This window comes from Pseudomonas sp. Pse1 (genome assembly GCF_024519635.1).
Classification (GTDB): domain Bacteria; phylum Pseudomonadota; class Gammaproteobacteria; order Pseudomonadales; family Pseudomonadaceae; genus Aquipseudomonas.
In genome coordinates, this window is record NZ_JALJRO010000006.1 from 181,274 (window position 1) to 203,555 (window position 22,282).

The following is a 22,282-nucleotide window of genomic DNA, read 5'->3' on the forward strand; positions in this document are numbered from 1 at the left end:
AGATGTCCTTCATGCGCGTCCTTACCCCCCTCTGCAGCGCGGTTTTACTGGCCATCGCCTGTGTCCAGCAGGCTCAGGCCATGTCTCTGACCGAGGCCATTCAGAGCACGCTGGACTACCACCCGGAGCTGCTGGCCAGTGAGAACAACCGTCTGTCGGCGGATGAGGACGTGAAGGTCGCCAAGGGTGGTTACTACCCCGCCGTGGATTTGTTCGGCGGCTATGGCCGTGGCTACAGCGATAACTCCAGCACCCGCGCCCTGGGTAACCACAACACCCAGACGCAGTGGTACACCCAGTCGGAACTGCGCTTGCGGCAGATGCTCTTCGACGGCTTCAACACCGCCAACGAAGTCGGGCGCACCCAGGGGATCGTCAATTCGCGCGCGTACTTCACCCGCGGCACGGCCGAAAGCCTGGCCCTGCGCACCATTGAGGTGTACCTGGAAGTGCTCAAGCGCCGCGAGCTGGTGACCCTGGCCACCAACAACCTGCAAGCGCATTTACGAGTCAACGACCAGATCGGCCTGCGCACCGAGCGTGGAGTTGGCAGCAATGCCGACCTCGACCAGTCCAAGGCCCGCCGCGCCCTGGCGGAAAACAACCTGGACACCGCCCAGGTCGACCTCGCCGATGCCGAGGCGAATTTCTTCAGTGCCGTGGGGCGCATGCCCGATGAGCTGGAAACCCTGCCGTCGATTCGCGGGGAAGTTCCGCAGACCCTGGGCGAGGCCCGGCAGTCGATGATGGAAAACAACCCCTACCTGAAGTCCGCCCAGGCCGACGTGATGTCCGCCGAGAGTCAGTACGAAGTGGCCAAGTCGCCGTTCTACCCGCGCTTCGACGCCGAGGCCGCCGTCGGTGCCAACGACAACATCCAGGGCGATATCGGCCACGATAATCAATGGCGCGTGGGCATCGTGATGAACTACAACCTGTTCCGCGGCGGCAGCGACAAGGCGCGCCTGCAGTCCGACGCGCACAAGATCAACCAGGCCATGGACATCCGCAACAACGCCCTGCGCACCCTCAACGAGAACATCACCCTGGCCTGGAACGCCATGGTCAACGCGAAGAAACAAACCCCGACCGCCCGCGAATACGCCGACACCACCATGCGCGTACGTGCCGCCTATCAGGATCAGTTCGGCCTCGGCCAACGCACCCTGCTCGACGTGCTGGACAGTGAAAACGAGCTGTACAACGCCAATCGCCGCTACACCGAAGTGCGCTACACCGAGGAATTCTCGATGTACCGGATCCTGGCGAACATGGGCGAGTTGCTCAACAAATCGAAAGTCGTGGTACCGGCCGAAGCGATTGCCCAGAGCGAAGTGAAAAGCCAGGCGCGCCTGCCCGACATGCGCTAACCCACGAGGGAACTGCAGTTGACCAGCATGGCACCCGGCAACACTGGCGCCGATCCGCGCCTGAGCTTCGACGACCCGCTGCTCGATGGCCTGCTGATCCTGTGCAAGCTGCACGACTGCGCCGTCAGCCGGGCCAGCCTGAGTGCCGGTCTGCCGCTGGACAAGCAACGCCTGAGCCTCGACCTGCTGCCGCGCGCCGCCGCCCGGGCCAACCTGCAGGCGCGGGTGCTGCGCCGCGAACTGGAGTCGATTTCGGCGCTCAACCTGCCGCTGCTGTTGCTGCTGCACAACGGTCGCTGCGCGGTATTGCGGCGCTGGGGCGACGATGGCAAGGCACTGATCCTGCCCAGTGAAGCCGAGGGCGGCGAGCAATGGGTCAGCCGCGAAGAACTGGCCGCCGAGTACAGCGGCCAGGCGCTGTTCGCCCGGCCCCGGCACGAGCTCGAAGAACTGCGCGCGCCGCTGGTGCCTCGGGTCAAGGCGTGGTTTCGCGACACCGTCAAGCTGTCGCGCTGGCTGTACAGCGACGCGATCCTCGCCAGTCTGCTGATCAACCTGCTGGGCCTGATGGTGCCGCTGTTCGTCATGCAGACCTACGACCGGGTGGTGCCGAACCAGGCCACTTCGACCCTGTGGGTGCTGGCCATCGGGCTGTTGATCGGCACCGCCTTCGAGCTGGTGCTGCGGCTGGTGCGCGCGCACTTGCTGGACAGCGCCGGGCGCAAAACCGACGTGATCCTTTCCGCGACCCTGTTCGAACGCATCACCGGCATGTCGATGAAGGCCCGGCCCGCGACCGTCGGTGGCTTTGCCCAGAGCATCCATGACTTCCAGGGCCTGCGTGAATTCCTTACCGCAGTGACCCTGACCAGCCTGATCGACCTGCCGTTTGCCGCGCTGATGCTGCTGGTGATCGGCCTGCTCGGCGGCTGGCTGGTGGTGATCCCGCTGCTGGCGTTCCCGATCACCATTGCCTTCGCGTTGCTGATCCAGACACGCCTGCGCGACACCGTGCAGAAGAGCCTGGCCCTCGGCGCCGAACGCCAGGCGCTGTTGATCGAAACCCTCGGCGGCCTGGAAACCCTCAAGGCCTGCAGCGCCGAAAGCGAACGCCAGCATCGCTGGGAAAGCACCCACGGAGCCTTAACCCGCCTCGACAGCCATGCGCGCAACCTCTCGGCGCTGGCCAGCAACGGCACCCTGTTCATCCAGCAGTTCAGCGGCATGGCGACCATCGTCGCCGGGGTCTACAGCATCATCGCCGGCAACCTCAGCGTCGGCGCGCTGGTGGCGACGTACATGCTCGGCAGCCGCGTCCTCGCACCATTGGGGCAGATCGCCGGACTGATCACCCGCTACCAGCAAGCGCAACTGACGATGAAAAGCACCGACGCGCTGATGTCCCTGCCCCAGGAGCGCGAAACCGGGCAACGGCCACTGGAGCGCACGCAGTTACACGGCGCGCTGGATGTCAGCGGGGTGACCTTCCACTACCAGGGACAAAACGCACCGGCCCTGGCCAATGTCAGTTTCAGCCTCAAGGCCGGCGAGCGGATCGGCATCATCGGTCGCAGCGGATCTGGCAAAAGCACCCTGGCCCGATTGGTGATGGGCTTCTACGCGCCCGACGAAGGCCAATTGCTGCTCGACGGCCTCGACCTGCGGCAACTGGATGTCGCCGACCTGCGCCAGCAGATCGGCTACGTCGCCCATGACCTGCCGCTGCTGGCCGGTAGCCTGCGCGACAACCTGACCCTCGGCGCGCGCTACGTCAGCGATGCACGCATGCTCGAAGTGGCCGAACTGACCGGCGTCACCGAACTGGCGCGCCAGCACCCCCAGGGCTTCGACCGCCCGGTGGGTGAACGCGGCCAACTGCTCTCCGGCGGTCAGCGCCAGGCGGTGCTGCTGGCGCGAGCCTTGCTGCTCGACCCGCCGATCCTGGTGCTCGACGAGCCCACCAGCGCTATGGACAACAGCAGCGAAGACGTCCTGCGCCAGAAACTGCAGGGCTGGGTCCAGGGCAAGACCCTGCTGCTGGTCACTCACCGCACCTCCATGCTCAGCCTGGTCGACCGGCTGCTGGTGCTCGATAACGGGCGAATCGTCGCCGACGGCCCGAAAGAAGCGGTCATTGATGCATTGCGCAAGGGCCGGGTCGGCTCTGCGGCCGATTAGGAGTCGCTTATGTCCGGTCCAACAGGTGAGCGCGGCTACTTTGGCAGCTTCGGCAAAAGCGCGGAAAGCGAGTTCATGCCGGAAACCGCCAGCGCTTCGCTGCAGGATTCGCCGCGCTGGTCGCGGATCACCGTGTGGCTGGCCGCCGCGCTGATTGTCACGGCGGTGGTCTGGGCCAAGTTCGCGGTGCTGCAGGAAGTCACCATGGGCGAAGGCAAGGCGATTCCGTCGAGCAAGGTTCAGGTGATCCAGAACCTTGAAGGCGGGATCGTCACCGAGATTTTCGTCCGCGAAGGGCAGATGGTGAACAAGGGCGACACCCTGCTACGCCTTGATGACACGCGTTTTCTATCGAACAAGGGCGAAAGCGAGGCTGATCGCTACGCGCTGACCGCGCAGGTCGAGCGCCTGTCCGCCGAGGCCGAGGGGCGGCCGTTCAAGCTTTCCGACGAAGTCATCGCCAAGGCCCCGCAGGTGGCCGAAGACGAACGCGCGCTGTTTGACCAACGGCAGCGCCGATTGGCCAGCGAACAACGGACGCTGAGTGAACAACTTCGGCAAAAGACCCAGGAACTGGCGGAATTTCGTTCCAAGCAGGGGCAATACAGTTCCAGCCTGGCGCTGCTCAACCAGGAGATGAACATGTCGGCGCCATTGGTGGGCACCGGCGCGGTGTCACCGGTGGAAATCCTGCGGTTGAAACGCAGCGCCGTGGAAGTTCGCGGCTCGTTGAACGCGACGACATTGGCGATCCCACGAGCTGAATCGGCGATCGACGAGATCAAGAGCAAGCTCGACGAATCGGTGCAGAGCTTTCGCTCGGACGCCGCCAAGGAGCTCAACGAGAAGCGCACCGAACTGTCGAAAATCACCGCCACCAGCATTGCCATCGACGACCGGGTGACCCGCACCACCGTGGTCTCGCCGGTGCGCGGAATCATCAAGGTGCTCAAGGTCAACACCATCGGCGGCGTGGTCCAGCCCGGCAGCGATATGCTGGAGATCGTGCCGCTGGAAGACAACCTGCTGATCGAAGCCAAGGTCCGCCCGCAAGACGTGGCGTTCCTGCATCCCGGGCAGAAAGCCATGGTCAAATTCAGCGCCTACGACTACACCATCTACGGCGGCCTCAGCGCCAAGCTGGAGCTGATCGGCGCCGACACCATCACCGATGACAAGGGCAACAGCTTCTACCTGATCCAGGTCCGTACCGACAAAAACCACCTGGGCGGCGACATCAAACCGCTGCTGATCATCCCCGGCATGGTCGCCACCGTGGACATCATCACCGGCGAGAAAAGTGTGCTCGATTATTTGCTCAAGCCAGTGCTCAAGGCACGGACCGAGGCGATGCGCGAGCGCTGATCGCATACCCCCTGAAGGAGGGTGGTCATTTACAAATGATTCCTCTGATAAGTCTCCTGCCCCATCGCCGCAATCTGCCCCTCGATCAACGCCTCGAAGGGTTGCAGCAAGGCATCGAATGATTGCGGGGCTTCCAGCACCTGCAGCGCTTGGGCAATCGCCTCCACTGTCGACAACGCCCCCGGCCCTGGTGCCTTGCGCAGGCGATAGCGTGAAACCCCGCCATTGGCCAGGGTCACTCGTGGCAAGGCCGCCAACAGCGGGTTGAGGTGCAGCAGTTTGCGCGCCTTGCGCCAGGTGCCATCAGGTACCACCAGCAACATCGGTTGCTCACCGGGTGAGTAGGCTTGCAGCGGCTGGGCGTCATCCGCCGGAAACAGCAGGCGCGCGGTATAGCCCGGCGGGTTCAGTAATTCGGACAAATCCTCGAACACCTCCCCCACCACCAGTTGGCTGTTGCTCAGCCCCAATGCCGCCAGACGCGCGGTGTTCAGCGCGTGGTTGACCTCGCTGGGATGCTGCAACAGCAGCACTCGGGTGCGGCTATCGAGATCGGGGATCAGCGGGCACAAACAGTGGGTTTGTGGGCGCAGGCAGCGCGGGCATTGGATTCTCGACATGGTCTTCAAGCCTGGTTGAGTTGCGCTTTGAGCAAGTCGCGGAAGGTCTGGATCAGCGGTTCGCGGCTGCGTCCCCGGCGCACGATCATCGAGAACGGCGCCTGGTAGCCGAAGGTCGCCGGCAACAATACCCGCAAGTCGCCCTTGTCAGCCCAGGCCTGGGCGTAGTGCTCGGGCAGGTAGCCGATGTAGGCGCCTGACAGCACCAGGATCAGCTGCGCCTCCATACTGTCGACGGTCGCCGCGCTGTGCTTGAAGCCGTGGCGAGCCAGTTCGGCCTGGCTCCAGTAACCACGGCCGACCATGCGCTGCTGGGTGATCAATTGCTCGGGGATCCGCCGTTCGCTGAACAGCGGGTGGCGGTTACTGCAATACAGCCAGTGCTGCTCACGGTACAGCGGCATGTAGACCAGCCCGCTCATGCGGTTGGAGAAGGCGCCGATGGCCAGGTCCAGGCGGTTGTCCTGTACCCCGAGTTGCAGCTCGTAGGGGCTCATCACCGACAAATGCAAATGCACCGCCGGGTGCTCCAGGGTGTAGGCGCCGATGGCTTCGGCGAACGGCAGGGCCTTGTCGCTGACCGTGGAGTCGATCACCCCGAGGTTGAGGGTGCCGCGCAACTCGCCCTTGAGCGCAGCGGCGTATTGCTCGAAACCTTCCAGCTCGCCGAGCAGGCGCAAAGTCTCCTGATGGAACAACTCGCCCTTGCTGGTCAGGCTGAAACCACCGCGCCCGCGATGGCACAACACCAGGCCCAGGGCGGTTTCCAGCTGGCTCATGTAAGTGCTGATGGCCGAGGTGGAGAGGTTGAGCTCGTGCTGGGCATTGGCGAACCCCTGATGGCGCACCACGCTGACGAAGATGCGCAATAGTTTCAGGTCGGGTAACGGGTTGGCCATGAGGGTGTACTCGCTGGTGCCAGATGAATCTTCGCAGGCATTGCGGGCCGAAAGCGTCCGCCAACACACCACATCAACAAAGGCGAAGATTCTATCCCCCCCCCCCCCCTTAGTTTAGAAATTTCTGAACTAAGTATTTGCCCGTAGCGATTCTCCCCCGCCACTACATTTCGCAGAATCCGCCCAACAGGTGCCCGTGCATTCCCGATGCGCTGCGCAACCCCATAAATAAAACAAAGACGATGAGGCCCTACCCGTGGACAAAATTCTTCACCAACCACTGGGCGGCAACGAAATGCCGCGCTTCGGCGGCATCGCCACCATGATGCGACTCCCTCACCTGCCTACCGCTGCCGGCCTCGACGCTGCCTTCGTCGGCGTACCGCTGGACATTGGCACCTCGCTGCGCGCCGGCACCCGTTTCGGGCCCCGTGAAATCCGCGCCGAGTCGGTAATGATCCGCCCTTACAACATGGCCACCGGCGCCGCTCCGTTCGACTCGCTGTCGGTTGCCGACATCGGCGACGTGGCGATCAACACCTTCAACCTGCTGGACGCCGTGCGCATCATCGAAGAGTCCTACGACGAGATTCTCGAACACGACGTGATCCCGCTGACCCTCGGCGGCGACCACACCATCACTCTGCCGATCCTGCGCGCCATTCATAAGAAGCACGGCAAGGTCGGCCTGGTCCACATCGACGCCCACGCCGACGTCAACGACCACATGTTCGGCGAGAAAATCGCTCACGGCACCACCTTCCGCCGCGCTGTCGAAGAAGGCCTGCTGGATTGCGACCGCGTCGTGCAAATCGGCCTGCGCGCCCAGGGCTACACCGCCGAAGACTTCAACTGGAGCCGCAAACAGGGCTTCCGCGTGGTCCAGGCCGAGGAGTGCTGGCATAAATCCCTGGCGCCGCTGATGGCCGAAGTCCGCGAGAAAGTCGGCAACGGCCCGGTGTACCTGAGCTTCGACATCGACGGCATCGACCCGGCCTGGGCGCCTGGTACCGGCACCCCGGAAATCGGCGGCCTGACCACCATTCAAGCGATTGAAATCGTCCGTGGCTGCCAGGGCCTCGATCTGGTCGGTTGCGACCTGGTGGAAGTCTCGCCGCCGTACGACACCACCGGCAACACCTCGCTGCTGGGCGCCAACCTGCTGTACGAAATGCTCTGCGTACTGCCGGGCGTGGCCCACCGCTGAGGGCAGGACCATGAACCCACAGGATCAGGTCCTGCAAGCCGCCGCCGATTTGGTGGCGGCCTTTGCCCGCAACGACCGCGAAGCCTACTTCGGCGCCTTCAGTGCCGACGCCAGCTTTGTCTTTTACACCCTCGACAAGCCCTTGCTGAGCCGCGACGCCTACCAGGTGTTGTGGGACAACTGGCGCAATGAAGAAGGCTTCGAGGTGCTGTCGTGCGCCTCGAGCAACGCGTTCGTCAGCCTGCAGGGTGACGTCGCGGTGTTTGTGCATGACGTGGCGACACGGCTGCGCATGCAAGGGGAGCAACACTTTAGCCAGGAACGCGAAACCATTGTGTTTCGCAAACAACAAGAAGGCCACTGGCTGGCCTGCCACGAACATTTATCCGCGATGCCGGAAGGGCTGCCCTCCCCTTAGCCAAGACAGGTGACGCTCACGGACGATGAGCGCGCCTTTATGATCGGAGCAGATCATGAATAACAACAACAAAGAACACAGCCTTAGCATTGAAACCAACGGGGTCGAACAGATCCCCGACCACGAACGCACCGCCCGGCCCAGCGACCTGTTTCGCCTGATCTTCGGCGGCGCCAACACCTTTGCCACCGCCGTGCTCGGCAGTTTCCCGGTGCTGTTCGGTCTGTCGTTCCAGGCCGGCGTCTGGGCGATTGTCCTGGGCGTGCTGCTGGGTGCGCTGATTCTGGCGCCGATGGGCCTCTTCGGCCCGATCAACGGCACCAACAACGCTGTGTCTTCCGGTGCACACTTCGGCGTGCACGGGCGAATCGTCGGTTCGTTCCTGTCGCTGCTGACCGCCATCGCGTTTTTCTCGCTGTCGGTCTGGAGTTCCGGGGATGCGCTGATCGGTGGCGCCAAACGCCTGATCGACCTGCCGGAAACCGACCTGACCCTGGGCCTGGCCTACGGTCTGTTCGCGATCCTGGTGCTGACCGTGTGCATCTACGGCTTCCGCTTCATGCTGTGGGTCAACCGCATTGCCGTGTGGGCCGCGAGCCTGTTGTTCCTGCTGGGGATCTTCGCCTTCGCCCCGGCCTTCGACAGCCAGTACGCCGGCAGCGTCGGCCTCGGTCAGGCCGGGTTCTGGGCAGCCTTTATCGGTGCCGCACTGGTGGCCATGAGCAACCCGATTTCCTTCGGTGCGTTCCTCGGCGACTGGTCGCGTTACATCCCGCGTGAAACGCCGAAGGGCCGGATCATGCTGGCGGTGATCCTGGCGCAGATGGCGACGTTGATCCCGTTCCTGTTCGGCCTGGCCACCGCCACCATCGTGGCGATCAAGGCGCCGGACTACATCGCGGCGAACAACTACGTCGGCGGCCTGCTGGCCGTGTCACCGAGCTGGTTCTTCCTGCCGGTGTGCCTGATTGCGGTGATCGGCGGCATGTCCACCGGAACCACCTCGCTGTATGGCACCGGATTGGACATGTCCAGCGTGTTCCCACGGGTGCTGTCGCGGGTTAAGGCAACGCTGCTGATCGGCGTGATGTCGATCGCCTTCATCTTCATCGGGCGCTTTGCGGCGAACCTGGTGCAGAGCGTGTCGACCTTCGCGGTGCTGATCATCACCTGCACCACCCCGTGGATGGTGATCATGATCATCGGCCTACTCAAGCGCCGCGGCTTCTACTGCCCGGATGACCTGCAAGTGTTCACCCGCGGCGAACAAGGCGGTCGCTACTGGTTCAGCCACGGCTGGAACTGGCGCGGTCTCGGGGCCTGGATCCCCAGCGCACTGGTCGGCCTGTGTTTCGTCAACCTGCCGGGGCAATTCGTCGGCGTACTCGGCGAGCTGGCGGGCGGCATCGACATCAGCCTGCCAGTGACCCTGGGGTTGGCCTCGCTGGTGTACCTGGCGTTGCTCAGCCTGTTCCCGGAATCGGCCAGTGTCTACGAGCCCAAGGATTCACGCAGCAAGAGCACGGCAACACCGGTCATGCGCCAGATGGCATGACCCTGTAGGAGCGAGCCTGCTCGCGATGACGGCGGCACATTCAACCTTGATGTGACAAGCCAATCGCAATCGCGAGCAGGCTCGCTCCTACAAAAAAGCAGCACCCACAAAATCGCTTTGGCTTCACCATAAAAAAGACAATCGGAGACACGCCATCATGGCTTTAGATTTATTCGTCGTACTCATCTACGCCGCCGCAATGCTGCTACTCGGCTACTACGGCATGCGCAAAGCCAAGACCAACGAAGACTTCCTGGTGGCCGGTCGCAACCTCGGGCCAAGCCTGTACATGGGCACCATGGCCGCCACCGTCCTCGGCGGTGCGTCCACCGTCGGCACCGTGCGCCTGGGCTATGTGCATGGCATCTCCGGTTTCTGGCTGTGCGCCGCGCTGGGTTGCGGGATCGTCGCGCTGAACCTGTTCCTCGCCAAGCCGCTGCTGAAGCTGAAGATCTACACCGTTACTCAGGTCCTGGAAAAACGCTACAACCCGATGGCCCGCTCGGCGAGCGCGGTGATCATGCTGGCGTACGCGCTGATGATCGGCGTGACCTCTATCCTGGCAATCGGCACCGTGCTGCAAGTGCTGTTCGGCCTGCCGTTCTGGATCTCGGTATTGCTCGGTGGTGGCGTGGTGGTGGTCTATTCGGCCATTGGCGGCATGTGGTCACTGACCCTGACCGACATCGTCCAGTTCGTGATCAAGACCGTTGGCCTGATGTTTATCCTGTTGCCAATCTGCCTGTACCGCGTCGGAGGCTGGGATGAGCTGGTGAGCAAACTGCCGGCGTCGAACTTCAGCTTCACCACGATCGGCTGGGACACGATCATCACCTACTTCATGATCTACTTCTTCGGCATCCTGATCGGCCAGGACATCTGGCAGCGCGTATTCACCGTGCGCACACCCAAGATCGCCCAGTACGCCGGTACCCTGGCTGGCTTCTACTGCATCCTTTACGGCCTGGCCTGCGCCCTGATCGGCATGGCCGCCCATGTGCTGATTCCCGATCTGGACAACGTCAACAACGCCTTCGCCGCCATCGTCAAACTGTCTCTGCCTGACGGTATTCGTGGCCTGGTGATCGCCGCAGCCCTGGCCGCCATGATGTCCACCGCCAGCGCCGGCCTGTTGGCGGCTGCCACCACCCTGACCGAAGACCTGCTGCCGAAACTGCGCGGCGGCAAACCGTCGAGCCTGAAAATCAACCGCCTGTTCACCGCACTGACCGGCATCGCCGTACTGGGCATCGCCCTGGTGGTGAACGACGTGATCAGCGCCCTGACCCTGGCCTACAACCTGTTGGTGGGCGGCATGCTGATCCCGCTGATCGGTGCAATCTTCTGGAAACGCGCAACCACCGCCGGCGCCATCGCCAGCATGGGCCTGGGCTTTGTCACCGCGCTGGTGTTCATGTTCAAGGATGGGTTGGATGCGAATACGCCGATCTACTACAGCCTGGCGGTTGGCCTGGTGAGCTTCGTCGTGGTGAGTCTGGCGTCGCGTCGCCCGGCCATTGCGGCCAGCGCGATCTGATTTAGAGTCAGACGCCGTCTTACTTTCTTCGGCGGGTGCAGCGTCGGTTGCTGCACCCGTTTTTTTTCGCCTGCTGGAAAGTGCTTAGCGGCGGCGCTGCTGGCGTCGACGTTGCTCATCATCGGTGCGAATCGGCACCGGCTGCAGCGGCGGTTCAATCAAACCAAGCGCGACACCGAGGTCATGGAGCCAGTTTTGCAATTTCTCTTTCATGGTGCCCCCCTTCAGGGTAATGCCGAGCGACCGGGCTCATAAGAAGACGCTTCATACAGATAGTAGTCCTATCTCCTACGCAATGCTCGCCTCAGTACGCAAAGATCTGTTACCGGATTGATCTGAATCAAGGCCGTCGGTCCGGCCCGTAACGTCGGCGTCGCGCTGCAGTTGAATCCACGCCGTCAGGTTGGCGCCAACCATGCCTTTGCGCCACATCAGCCAGGTGGCGGTACTGGCGAACGGTTCAGCCAGGGGATGGACCGCCACACTCTCGCGTCCCGGCAAGCTCGCCAGCATCGACTCGGACATCAGCGCCACCCCGGAACCGGCTATCACACAGGCCAGCATGCCCTGATAGGACTCGATTTCCATCGCCCGGCCCATGGCCGCGTGGGAATGCGCGAACCAGGCCTCCAGGCGCATGCGATAGGAACAGCCCTGGCGAAACGTAAACACCGCCCTCCCCTGCACATCCAGCGCACTGCGCACCGGTGGGTGATCGGCCTCGCTGATCAGCACCAGTTTCTCGTCGCACAACGGCACACCGTCGAGCCCCGCCAACTGCAACGGACCGTCCACCAGTGCGGCGTCGAGGCGCCCGCTGAGCAAGCCTTCAAGCAACTCGCCACTGGGCGCCGACTGCACCTGCAGGTTCACCGCCGGGTAGCTGCGGTGATAACGCGCCAGCAACGGTGGCAATTGAATCGCGGCGGTGCTGTACATGGTGCCGAGGACAAAATTGCCCGCCGGCTGACCACCCTGCACCGCGGCCTCGGCCTCGTCATGCAGGGCGAATAGCCTAGCGCTGTAGTCCAGCAGCACTTTTCCGGCAGGAGAAAGCTGCAAGCGTTGCCGCTCGCGCAAGAACAACTCGACGCCCAGTTGCTCTTCCAACTGCTTGAGCCGGGTCGACAAATTGGAAGGCACCCGATGCAGACGCTCGGCGGCGCGCGTGATCGAACCTTCTTCGGCGACCGCACGAAAAATCCGCAGTTGACTCAGCTCCACAGCAATTCTCCAAAACTGAACAAGTTACTCACTATTATTCAATTTTAAAGAAAGTCAATCAGTCCTAGCCTGACGGTCATTGCTCCTTGCAGGAAATCTGACCATGTCGCCCTTCGTTCGCTTGTCCGCCTGTTTTATCGCCTTGATGATGGCCATGGGCATTGGCCGCTTCGCCCTCACCCCGCAACTGCCGCATTTGCTCAGCGAAGGCCAGATCGACCTGACGGCCGCCGGCCTGATTGCCGCCGCCAACTACCTGGGGTATTTCATCGGCGCCCTGGACGCGATGTTCGCCCGTCGTCCCGCCCAGGTGAAGCGCCGCCTGCTCGGCGGGCTGTGGCTGTGCGTGTTGCTGACCCTGGCCTCGTTCTGCGCCAACGGTTTCTGGGCCCATCTGCTGCTGCGTTTTGGCACTGGCGTGGCCAGTGCCTGGGTGCTGGTGATGATTACCACAGTGAGTCAGCCACTGGCCGTGGCCGCTAATCGGCCACGCTTGGGGGCGCTGGTATTTGCCGGACCCGGACTGGGGATTTTTCTCACCGGGCTGCTGGCACTCGGCGCCAACCTGCTGCAGCAGAGTTCTGCTGTCCTGTGGTTGATCTACGCGGCGGTCGGCCTGTTGATGCTCATGCTGATCCTGCCTTTTCTGCCGCAACCCTCACCGAGTGCAAGCGCCACCCAACCCGCGAATGGGTCAAGCAACGCTGGCATCGCCCGCCTGGGCTGGACCTACGCGTTGTACGGATTGGGCTACATCATCCCGGCGACTTTTCTCTCGCAGATGGCCAGCGCACGGTTTCATGGCCTGTGGCAGGCCGACCTGTTCTGGCCGTGCTTTGGTCTGGCGGCAGCACTTGGCGTGGTGTTGGTGAGCTTGCGTCGGCCAGGGCCGGACTCGTCACGCCGGTGGTTGATCGCCACCTTGTGGTTGCAGGCCGCCGGTGTATTTGCCTGCCTGCTGGGTAGCGGTTTCGGTCTGGCGCTGGGTGTGCTGCTCTGCGGCACGCCGTTTCTGGCCTGCATGCAACTGGTGATGCAGCGCTCGCGAGAGTTGGCCCCCGCGGCGACCCAACGCAACGCCGGCCTGTTGACCGCCTGCTTCGCCCTGGGTCAGCTCAGCGGGCCATTGCTGGCGGCAGTCAGCAGCCATTTCAGTGGAGGTTTGCAGCCGGCGCTGCTGGTGGCGGGCAGCGGCCTGATACTGGCCGGCGGGTTATTGCTGGGTCCGTTCAGCGCTGCCCCAGCAGTGTGCGCAAACGCCGGCGAACCCACTGTTCAGCGCTGACAAAGGTGATGCCGAGCAACACCAGCACGGCGCCGATGATGAAGTTCAGGGTCAGTTCTTCGCCCAGCAGCAACACGCCGAAGGTCACGCCGAACAGCGGCGTCATGAACGAGAACACCGCGAGGTTCGCCGCAAGGTAGCGTCTCAGTAACCAGAACCACACCAGATAGCTGATAAAGGACACCACCAATCCCTGGAACAGCACGCTGCCGATTGCCACCGGGGTCAGGCTGACATGGGACACCTGGCCACTGAAGATCGCAATCAGCAGCAGGCCGACAAAACCGACGATCAGCTGATAGAACAAGGTCAGGGTCACCGGCGCTTCCGACAGCCGCGATGCACGCACCACCACCGTGGTAGCCCCCCATGCCGCGCCGGCCAGTACGCCGAGGGCATCGCCGAGCAGCATGCGCCGGTCCAGGTTGTCCCACGACACGCCGCCGGCAAATGCGACGCCGATGCCGATGAAGGCCAGCAGGATGCCCAGCCATTGCACCGCCCGCAGTCGCTCGCTGGGCAGCAACCAGTGCACCCCCAGCGCGGTGAAAATCGGCGCGGTATAGAGGAACACCGACATGTGCGCGGCGGTGGTCAGTTGCAGGCCTTCGGAGATAAACAGGAATTCCAGGCCGAACAGCGCGCCCGCGAGCAAGCCGCCGCGCCAGGTGGTGCCAACCTGGGTCCAGCCACCCTTCCAGCAGATCAACAGCCCGACCAGCAGCGCAGAGATGCCGGAGCGTCCGGCGGCCTGCATCACCGGAGCGATGTCCGCCGCCGCCCACTTGATCATCACCTGCTGGATGCCCCAGACCAGGCACAGACCCACCATGATTTGCAAAGCAAAACCATCGACGCTGCGCCGGGTGGCGATCATCAGGAAACCTCGCGGACAGAGAACGACAAGACATTCAATCAGCAAAAAAACCAACGTCCCGGCACTCGGCCGGGGCGAAAAGCAATCAACTCAGTTCGATGCGATCGGCATGAATGACAATCTGGCCGTTCTTGTACAACGCGCCGATGGCCTTCTTGAAGTTGCCCTTGCTGACGCCGAACAGGCTGCTGATCAACGCCGGATCGCTCTTGTCGCTGACCGCCAGGGTGCCGTTGTTGTCGCGCAACTTGGCGAGAATCTTCGAGTTCAGGCTGGTGGCCGCTTCTTCGCCAACCGGCTGCAGGCTCAGGCTGATCTTGCCGTCGGCGCGCACTTCCTTGATGAAGCCCTTCTCTTGTTTGCCGGCGCGCATGAACTTGAAGATTTCGTTCTTGTGAATCAAACCCCAGTGCTTGTTGTTGATGATCGCCTTGAAACCCATGTCGGTCGCTTCGGCCACCAGCAAGTCGACTTCCTGGCCTGGCTTGTAGCTGTGCGGGGTTTTGTCCAGGTAGCGATCCAGGCGCGTGGTCGCGGTGATACGGCGGGTGTGCTTGTCGAGGTAGACGTGCACCACGCAGTATTCACCGGCGGCCATCTGGCGCTTTTCTTCGGAGAACGGCAGCAGCAGGTCCTTCGGCAGGCCCCAGTCGAGGAACACACCGATGCTGTTGACTTCAACAACTTTCAAACTGGCAAATTCACCGACTTGAACTTTCGGTTTTTCAGTAGTTGCGATGAGTTTGTCAGTGCTGTCGAGATAAACAAATACGTTCAGCCAATCTTCATCTTCACTGGGAATATCTTTCGGGATATAGCGGTTGGGCAAAAGAATTTCGCCATCCGCACCACCGTCCAGATATAAACCGAAGTTAGTGTGTTTAACCACTTGCAAACTGTTGTAGCGCCCGACTAAAGCCATTTCCAAATACCCTCATTGCGTGGGCGGCATTCTACCCGTTTTTGCTGCCGCCGTTGGGTGACTGCGGATTTTCCGCTGCAAGGCGCGAATTTTGCGGGTTTCACCATGACCGGCGTCCCGCTCGTCAGGCCGTTTGCAGCACCAGCGGCCCCCTCACTACGGCGGTCACCACCTTGGTCGATACCGAGGTTCTTAATTAAAACAGTAGCTTAGGTCGAATTCCGAAAGATGGGAAAAAATACCCAGGCCGTGGTTAAAGATAAACAGAGAGATATTTACCAAGCAATTGTCAAGCATTTCATGTACGATAGCTGGCCAAATTAATTTTCTACAGGTTAATGGCCGCCATGCGCGTAAAAGCATCCACCAGCAAAGCAAAGCCAGCTCCAGCCGTTGAAACCAGCGAATCGATCAACGACCAGATTGCTGCGTTCCTCAAGTCCGGCGGCGAGATCCAGCAAATTGCCAAAGGCGTCAGCGGCCAGACGTTCGCCCCGTCCAAACAGATTACCCTGGGCAAAAAGTAATACCCCCCGCAACACCCTGGTCCCCAAGCGCTTTGAGCATCAAAGCGCCAGGACTGGACACCTCCCGCGAACTCCGCGCCTGAACTTCCCCGCATGCTCAAACTGACAATTGCGCTGATCAGCCTGCTAGCCTGCACTGCCGCCCAAGGGCAAATCTTCCAGCGCGAACTGGGCGACTACGACCTCAAGCTGGGCACCAGCCCCAGTCGCAGCATGGCCCAAGGCCTGGTCAAACCTTCGAGCAGCGGCTCCTTCCATGGCGGCCTGGATCTCAGTCACGACAGCGGCTGGTACGCCGGACAGTGGGCGCCGAGCATGGGCCTGTCGCCTGACAGCAATCTGGAAGTCGATTCCTACCTCGGTTTCAAGCGCCCCTTCGACCAGACCCTCGGCTACGAAGTGGGCATGATCCACTACAGCTACCCGCAGCTGGAGACCCTCGACAGCCAGGAGTTCTTTGCCGGCCTGACCTTGCTCGGCAGTCGCTTCGGCGCCGCCTTCAGCCTTGATCCGGACCGTCAGAACAGCACCCTGTTCGCCAATCTCAGCGGCAACGAGCCGTTCGGCGTCGGCCTCAGCGTCAAATACACCACCTATCGCCTGAACACCCCGGCGGCAATCACCGACGGCGGCTATGTGTCCAGTTTCAATGATTGGTCGGTCAAGCTCTCGCGGCCGTGGATGGGCATCGACCTGAACCTGATCTACAGTGACTCCAACCTCAGCGGCAACGGGTGCAGCGCCTATTCCGGGCATAACAGCCAATGTGATGGCTCGCTGACCTTCCGCGCCGAGCGCTCGTTCTACTGACAAGCTGAACTGCCGGGCAGTTTCCGCGTTCAGATGGCAGACACCGTCTACGCAAGGACTCGCCCATGTCGCGCTGGTTGTATCACCTGAGCCTGACCCTGATCCTCAGCCTTGCTCTGACGGCCTGTAACCGCGTCGACCTGGCCTATCGCAACCTCGATGTGATCATTCCGTGGACGCTCAACGACTACCTGGACATGAACAGCGAGCAAAAGGACTGGCTCGACCAGCGCCTCCAGCAACACCTCAGTTGGCATTGCAGCACCCAGTTGCCCGGCTACCTCGACTGGCTCGACCGCCTGCAACAGATGGTCGCCAACAATCAGGTCGACGATGCCGCCTTGCAAGCCCGGACCGCTGAAGCGCGGCAGGCAATCGCCGTCAGCGCGCGGCAAATCACCCCATCCGCCGTCCAGCTGCTGCAAGGCATGAGCGATCAACAGGTGAGCGAGATGAATCAGGCCTTCGCCAAGGACTTGCGCGAACGCCAGGACAAATACCTGAAACCGCCGCTGGCGCAGCAGGTCAAACAACGGGCCGAGCGCATGGACAAGCGCCTGCGCGATTGGCTGGGGGCGCTGAATCAAACGCAGGAACAGCGAGTGACGGCCTGGTCCACGGCGCTCGGCGAGCAGAACCAGCAATGGATCGCCAACCGCGCGCACTGGCAGTCACAATTCAGCGCCGCCATGGCCCAACGCCAGGCGCCCGACTTCGGCAAGCGTATCGAAACCCTGCTGGTGGACCGCGAAAGCCTGTGGACCCCGGCCTACCGTCAGGCGTTCAGCGACACCGAGGCACAGGCTCGCAACCTGATCGTCGACCTGATGGCCGACAGCAGCGCCGACCAGCGCCAGCGCGTACTGCAGAAGATCGACAAGCTGCGCAGTAACTTCGAAAGTCTCAAGTGCCTGAAAACTGCCCGAGCGTCGTAAGTCTCAGGCAATCTGCGCCTTGGCCGCGACCTCTTCAAAGGTTATCGGGTCCAACCCATCGGCCTGCTCATCCAGCACCTGGCGCGGATGATCGTTTCCCGGGATGCTGCTATCGATCAGCGACAACAGGCGCGAACCGAGCGCCGTCAGAATGAAGTTCTCGCCGTTACCGCCCTGATCCTCCGGACGCGACTCGATATAGCCCCGATCCAGCAGCAGTTTTTCGTATTCCGTAGCGGTCACTTTCAGCTCGTCCAGATTGCCGGTCGGTTCACCCTGCGCCGCCTTGTCCGCCGCGTGTTGCTCGGCGTAAGGACGCGGAGTAAAGCTGTGTCCGGCACCGTTCTGCACTTCGTGCAACAGCCGTTCGATCAAATCCCAGTCGTAATAAGTAGTCATCCTGATTCAACCTCCAAAGCCTGCAAATGAGAGGGTCTACCCAAGGTGTGACCCCTGGCTTCGTGCTGTCGTTCAGCCGGGATGAGGTCATGCACTGACCAGCGGTATGTCGAAGATCAGACGTGCCGCACGACTAGTGTCTGTAAGAGCACACTCCACGCACGCAGGAGAACAGCACATGCAGATCGACAATCATCCGGTGGTGTCGCGCGAAGAATGGCTCGTCGCCCGCCGCCAACACCTGGACCACGAAAAAGCCTTCACCCGCGAGCGCGACAAGCTCAGCGCCGAGCGCCGCGCCCTGCCCTGGGTGAAAATCGACAAGGACTACCATTTCCAGGGCGCCAACGGCGAATTGAAGCTGGCCGACCTGTTCGGCGGACGCAGCCAGCTGATCATTTACCATTTCATGTTCGCCGTTGGCTGGGACGAAGGCTGCCCGGGCTGCTCGTTTATGTCGGACCACATCGACGGCGCCAACCAGCACCTGGCCCATCACGACGTGGCGCTGGTGGCGGTTTCCCACGCACCATTCGCCGAGTTCCAGACGTTCAAGCGGCGCATGGGCTGGAAATTTGAATGGGTATCGTCAGAAGGTTGCGACTTCAACTATGACTTTGGCGTCACCGCCCGAGCCGAAGACGTTGCGGCTGGCACCGCGACCTACAACTACGAAAAAACCGACGACGCCGAGCAGGAACTCCCCGGCCTCAGCGTGTTTTATCGCAATCAAGCCGGCGAGATTTTCCACACCTACTCCACTTACGCCCGTGGCCTGGACTTGCTGGTGGGCACCTATAACTACCTCGACCTGATGCCCAAGGGGCGCAACGAGGACCAGATCATGGAATGGGTGCGCCATCACGACCGTTATGAGGAAAAGGCTGCTGGCAGTTGCTGTCACTCCGGCTGAACTATTGTGCGTCTGTGGCCCTCAACCGGTTAACTCCGCCAACCGAGGCCACGCCCATGAACAGCCTATTGAAACTGACCCTCGTCGCCACCCTGTGCAGCGCCCTGCCCGCCTGGGCTTGCACGCCGGAGGAAGCCACCGGCAAACGTGAAGAACTGGCGCAACGGGTCGCCAAGCTCACCGAACAGAATCCGGTGAAGGCCAAGGAAATGAATGAGGAATTGCAGAAGATGGACCTGGGTACTGCGGCGGCAGATCTGCCGGACAAGTGCCAGTTGATCGATCAGCGGCTCAAGGAGCTGGATGCGGCGGAGCAGAAGGCCGAGGGTTGATCGTCGAGATCATTGTAGGAGCAGCCGGGCTGCTCCTACAAATTGCGAAGAGGTTTACTCAGCCGCTGGCGCTTCCGGCTTACGACGCTTGAGCGGCGCCATGCCGTCATTGCTGACCAGCGACGGAGCCTCGGCCTTCGGCCGGTTGGCGCTCTTGCGCTTGGTTGGGGTCTTGGCCACTGACTTCTTCTTGTCACCCTTGGCGTCGGTCTTTTTCTTCTTCACGCCAACGGCTTTACCCGAAGCCTTGACCTTTTTCGGTCCGCCATAGGTGCCTTTGACTTCCTTGATGGTGCGGCGCTCGAAGCTCTGCTTGAGGTAGCGCTCGATGCTCGACATCAGGTTCCAGTCGCCGTGGCAGATCAGCGAGATCGCCAGGCCATCGTTGCCGGCACGCCCGGTACGACCGATACGGTGTACGTACTCGTCGCCGCTGCGTGGCATGTCGAAGTTGATCACCAGGTCCAGGCCGTCGACGTCCAGGCCGCGGGCGGCAACGTCGGTGGCAACGAGGATTTTCACCCCGCCCTGCTTCAGGCGATCGATCGCCAGTTTGCGATCCTTCTGGTCTTTCTCGCCATGCAGCACGAACGCCTTGTATTCCTGCGCCACCAGGCGACCGTAGATGCGGTCAGCCATGGCTCGGGTGTTGGTGAAGACGATGGCCTTCTGGTAGGTCTCGTTGGCCAGCAGCCAGTTGACGATCTGCTCTTTGTGCTGGTTATGGTCGGCAGTGATGATCTGCTGACGCGTAGTGTCGTTCAGTTGGCTGACCGCGTTGAGCTGCAGGTGCTCGGGGTTGTTCAGCACCTTGGCGATCATCTCGCGCAGGCCCGAACCACCGGTGGTGGCGGAGAACAGCATGGTTTGCTGACGGTTCGGGCATTCGTCAACCAGACGCTGGACGTCTTCGGCAAAGCCCATGTCGAGCATGCGGTCGGCTTCGTCCAGCACCAGCACTTCAACTTCTTTCAGGTCGAGATTACCGGCGTTCAGTTGCTCGATCATCCGCCCCGGCGTGCCGATCAGGATGTCCGGCACCTTGCGCAGCATCGCGGCCTGGACCTTGAAGTCTTCGCCGCCAGTGATCAGGCCGGACTTGATGAAAGTGAACTGCGAAAAGCGCTCGACTTCCTTCAGAGTCTGCTGGGCCAGCTCGCGGGTCGGCAACAGGATCAGGGTCTTGATGCTGACGCGGATCTTCGCCGGACCGATCAGGCGATTGAGGATCGGCAGGACGAATGCAGCGGTCTTACCGCTACCGGTTTGCGCCGTCACCCGCAGGTCACGCCCTTGCAGCGCCAGCGGGATAGCCGCTGCTTGCACTGGCGTTGGCTCGACAAATTTAAGCTCGGCCACGGCTTTGAGCAGGCGTTCGTGCAGGGCGAATTGGGAAAACACGGGTGCTACCTCGAGGAAATACAAAAAATCAGCTGCATAGGGTAACAATTTCGAGCGCTCAGGCCGAGTTTCTTTGTGCAAACGGACACAAAGACTGGGTATTTTCTTCGCAGACTTGACCCAGGACCTGACCTGTCAGCCCGTAAATGCTCTAATCGAGCCCGCCCTGCCCTATAGAAGAATCGTTTTAGCTTATGGATCTCAAACAGCTTTGGCTCAACACCCAGGAACTCTGGACAACCCTGGAGCAGCACCCGCGTCTGTACTCCGCCCTGGCCCTGCTGGCCTTGCTGGCGGTGGCACTGATCGTTGGACGAGTGGCGCGCTACCTGATCCTGCAAGGCGTCAAGTTACTTGGCCGGCAGCCGACCCTGCACTGGGTCAATGACCTGTTGCACAACAAAGTCTTCCATCGCCTGGCACAGATGACGCCATCGCTGGTGGTGCAGTTCGGCCTGAACCTGATTCCCGAACTGAACAAAATCACCCTGAACTTCCTCGACAATCTCGCCCTGGCGTTCACCATCCTGTTCCTGACGCTGGCCATCAGCGCCCTGCTCAGCGCCCTGCTCGACATCTATGCCCGCACCGAACACGCGCGCACCCGCTCGATCAAGGGCTACGTGCAGCTGGCGAAGATGGTGTTGTTCGTGTTTGGCGCGATCATCATCGTCGCCACCCTGATCGACCGTTCGCCGCTATTACTGCTGTCCGGTCTCGGCGCCATGTCGGCGGTGATTCTGTTGGTCTACAAGGACACCCTGCTGTCCTTCGTCGCCAGCGTACAACTGACCAGCAACGACATGCTGCGGGTCGGCGACTGGATCGAAATGCCACAAGTCGGTGCCGATGGCGACGTGGTCGACATCACCCTGCACACGGTCAAAGTGCAGAATTTCGACAAGACCATCGTCTCGATCCCCACCTGGCGCCTGATGTCCGAATCCTTCAAGAACTGGCGCGGCATGCAGGCCTCCGGTGGTCGGCGGATCAAGCGCAGCCTGTTTATCGATGCCAGCGGCGTGCGTTTCATCACCGATGACGAAGAGCAGCGCCTGACCCAGGTGCGCCTGCTCACCGACTACATGGGCCGCAAACAAGCCGAGCTCAGGGCCTGGAACGAAGCCCAGGGCAATGTCGCGGCAATGTCCGCCAACCGCCGGCGCATGACCAACATCGGCACCTTCCGCGCCTACGCCCTGGCCTACCTGAAGAGCCACCCGGAAATCCAGCCGAACATGACCTGCATGGTCCGCCAGATGCAGACCACTGCCCAGGGCATCCCGCTGGAAATCTACTGCTTCACCCGCACCACCGCCTGGGCCGACTACGAACGTATTCAGGGCGACATTTTCGACTACCTGTTGGCGGTGCTGCCGGAGTTTGGCTTGAGCTTGTATCAGCAGCCGAGCGGTAATGATCTGCGCGCCGGGATTCTGCCGGCGGTGTTGGGGGCCAGCTCTGTAGCGCAGTTGGAGAAGCACACGGGCTGATCAGGCTGCATCACC

General features: G+C 61.8%; 22 protein-coding genes. 14 read left to right on the forward strand and 8 right to left on the reverse strand.

The window, feature by feature from the left end:
- The first annotated feature begins 11 nt into the window (after positions 1–11).
- Genes NR126_RS11715 through NR126_RS11725 form a run of 3 tightly spaced genes read left to right on the forward strand, consistent with a single transcriptional unit; the run spans position 12 to position 4,913 of the window.
- On the forward strand, positions 12–1,370 hold the full coding sequence (locus NR126_RS11715) for a TolC family outer membrane protein (protein WP_105754334.1): 1,359 nt from the start codon (positions 12–14) through the stop codon (positions 1,368–1,370).
- 18 nt (positions 1,371–1,388) lie between these two features.
- The gene (locus NR126_RS11720; protein WP_027619160.1) at positions 1,389–3,548 is read left to right on the forward strand and encodes a type I secretion system permease/ATPase; all 2,160 of its coding nucleotides are present in this window, start codon (positions 1,389–1,391) and stop codon (positions 3,546–3,548) included.
- Positions 3,549–3,557: 9 nt separating this feature from the next.
- Positions 3,558–4,913: an HlyD family type I secretion periplasmic adaptor subunit gene (locus tag NR126_RS11725; RefSeq protein ID WP_027619161.1), complete on the forward strand. Its 1,356-nt coding sequence runs from the start codon at positions 3,558–3,560 to the stop codon at positions 4,911–4,913.
- A gap of 29 nt (positions 4,914–4,942) precedes the next feature.
- Here NR126_RS11725 and NR126_RS11730 read toward each other — a convergent pair whose 3' ends face one another.
- Complete coding sequence (locus tag NR126_RS11730) at positions 4,943–5,533, reverse strand: tRNA-uridine aminocarboxypropyltransferase (RefSeq protein ID WP_105754333.1); 591 nt, start codon at positions 5,531–5,533, stop codon at positions 4,943–4,945.
- Positions 5,534–5,538: 5 nt separating this feature from the next.
- Positions 5,539–6,432 (reverse strand): LysR family transcriptional regulator, encoded by an 894-nt coding sequence (locus NR126_RS11735; RefSeq protein ID WP_027619163.1) that lies wholly within the window; start codon positions 6,430–6,432, stop codon positions 5,539–5,541.
- 256 nt (positions 6,433–6,688) lie between these two features.
- On the opposite strand from NR126_RS11735, the gene speB reads away from it, so the two are divergent.
- The 4 genes from speB to NR126_RS11755 all read left to right on the forward strand — a co-directional run bounded on the left by speB (position 6,689) and on the right by NR126_RS11755 (position 11,149).
- On the forward strand, positions 6,689–7,639 hold the full coding sequence (gene speB / locus NR126_RS11740; RefSeq protein ID WP_027619164.1) for an agmatinase: 951 nt from the start codon (positions 6,689–6,691) through the stop codon (positions 7,637–7,639).
- Positions 7,640–7,649: 10 nt separating this feature from the next.
- Positions 7,650–8,057, forward strand: a complete 408-nt coding sequence (locus tag NR126_RS11745) for a nuclear transport factor 2 family protein (protein WP_027619165.1) — start codon at positions 7,650–7,652, stop codon at positions 8,055–8,057.
- 55 nt (positions 8,058–8,112) lie between these two features.
- The gene (locus NR126_RS11750; protein ID WP_256830267.1) at positions 8,113–9,612 is read left to right on the forward strand and encodes a cytosine permease; all 1,500 of its coding nucleotides are present in this window, start codon (positions 8,113–8,115) and stop codon (positions 9,610–9,612) included.
- Positions 9,613–9,769: 157 nt separating this feature from the next.
- Complete coding sequence (locus tag NR126_RS11755) at positions 9,770–11,149, forward strand: sodium:solute symporter (protein WP_027619167.1); 1,380 nt, start codon at positions 9,770–9,772, stop codon at positions 11,147–11,149.
- Between the two features lie 84 nt (positions 11,150–11,233).
- On the opposite strand, the gene NR126_RS11760 is transcribed toward NR126_RS11755, so the two are convergent.
- Together NR126_RS11760 and NR126_RS11765 are read right to left on the reverse strand one after the other, a co-directional pair.
- Positions 11,234–11,362 carry a PA1414 family protein gene (locus tag NR126_RS11760; protein WP_009042667.1) on the reverse strand — a complete coding sequence of 43 codons (129 nt, stop codon included), beginning with the start codon at positions 11,360–11,362 and terminating at the stop codon, positions 11,234–11,236.
- Between the two features lie 75 nt (positions 11,363–11,437).
- A complete protein-coding gene (locus NR126_RS11765; RefSeq protein WP_256350900.1) occupies positions 11,438–12,373 on the reverse strand; it encodes a LysR family transcriptional regulator in 936 nt (311 codons plus the stop codon).
- 103 nt (positions 12,374–12,476) lie between these two features.
- Between NR126_RS11765 and NR126_RS11770 the strand changes: the two genes are divergently transcribed.
- A complete protein-coding gene (locus NR126_RS11770) occupies positions 12,477–13,658 on the forward strand; it encodes an MFS transporter (RefSeq protein ID WP_027619168.1) in 1,182 nt (393 codons plus the stop codon).
- Here NR126_RS11770 and NR126_RS11775 read toward each other — a convergent pair.
- Both NR126_RS11775 and NR126_RS11780 read right to left on the reverse strand, forming a co-directional pair.
- Positions 13,603–14,535 (reverse strand): DMT family transporter, encoded by a 933-nt coding sequence (locus NR126_RS11775; RefSeq protein WP_027619169.1) that lies wholly within the window; start codon positions 14,533–14,535, stop codon positions 13,603–13,605. The two genes, NR126_RS11770 and NR126_RS11775, sit on opposite strands and share 56 nt — an antisense overlap.
- A gap of 85 nt (positions 14,536–14,620) precedes the next feature.
- Positions 14,621–15,457 (reverse strand): S1 RNA-binding domain-containing protein, encoded by an 837-nt coding sequence (locus tag NR126_RS11780; protein WP_027619170.1) that lies wholly within the window; start codon positions 15,455–15,457, stop codon positions 14,621–14,623.
- Between the two features lie 338 nt (positions 15,458–15,795).
- On the opposite strand from NR126_RS11780, the gene NR126_RS11785 reads away from it, so the two are divergent.
- From NR126_RS11785 to NR126_RS11795, 3 genes are all read left to right on the forward strand, one after another.
- Positions 15,796–15,984, forward strand: coding sequence for a hypothetical protein (locus NR126_RS11785; protein WP_027619171.1), 189 nt, complete (start codon positions 15,796–15,798; stop codon positions 15,982–15,984).
- Positions 15,985–16,077: 93 nt separating this feature from the next.
- Positions 16,078–16,794 (forward strand): TorF family putative porin, encoded by a 717-nt coding sequence (locus tag NR126_RS11790; protein WP_256830268.1) that lies wholly within the window; start codon positions 16,078–16,080, stop codon positions 16,792–16,794.
- 65 nt (positions 16,795–16,859) lie between these two features.
- Positions 16,860–17,729, forward strand: a complete 870-nt coding sequence (locus NR126_RS11795) for a DUF6279 family lipoprotein (RefSeq protein WP_105754329.1) — start codon at positions 16,860–16,862, stop codon at positions 17,727–17,729.
- A gap of 3 nt (positions 17,730–17,732) precedes the next feature.
- Here NR126_RS11795 and NR126_RS11800 read toward each other — a convergent pair whose 3' ends face one another.
- Positions 17,733–18,128: a transcriptional regulator gene (locus tag NR126_RS11800; protein WP_105754328.1), complete on the reverse strand. Its 396-nt coding sequence runs from the start codon at positions 18,126–18,128 to the stop codon at positions 17,733–17,735.
- A 178-nt stretch (positions 18,129–18,306) separates the two neighbouring features.
- Between NR126_RS11800 and NR126_RS11805 the strand changes: the two genes are divergently transcribed.
- Both NR126_RS11805 and NR126_RS11810 read left to right on the forward strand, forming a co-directional pair.
- Complete coding sequence (locus tag NR126_RS11805; protein ID WP_256830270.1) at positions 18,307–19,041, forward strand: thioredoxin family protein; 735 nt, start codon at positions 18,307–18,309, stop codon at positions 19,039–19,041.
- A 56-nt stretch (positions 19,042–19,097) separates the two neighbouring features.
- Positions 19,098–19,373 (forward strand): hypothetical protein, encoded by a 276-nt coding sequence (locus tag NR126_RS11810; RefSeq protein ID WP_027619176.1) that lies wholly within the window; start codon positions 19,098–19,100, stop codon positions 19,371–19,373.
- 54 nt (positions 19,374–19,427) lie between these two features.
- On the opposite strand, the gene NR126_RS11815 is transcribed toward NR126_RS11810, so the two are convergent.
- A complete protein-coding gene (locus NR126_RS11815) occupies positions 19,428–20,774 on the reverse strand; it encodes a DEAD/DEAH box helicase (protein WP_027619177.1) in 1,347 nt (448 codons plus the stop codon).
- A 194-nt stretch (positions 20,775–20,968) separates the two neighbouring features.
- Here NR126_RS11815 and NR126_RS11820 point away from each other — a divergent pair, with 194 nt between their 5' ends.
- Complete coding sequence (locus tag NR126_RS11820; protein ID WP_027619178.1) at positions 20,969–22,267, forward strand: mechanosensitive ion channel family protein; 1,299 nt, start codon at positions 20,969–20,971, stop codon at positions 22,265–22,267.
- Positions 22,268–22,282 lie beyond the last annotated feature (15 nt).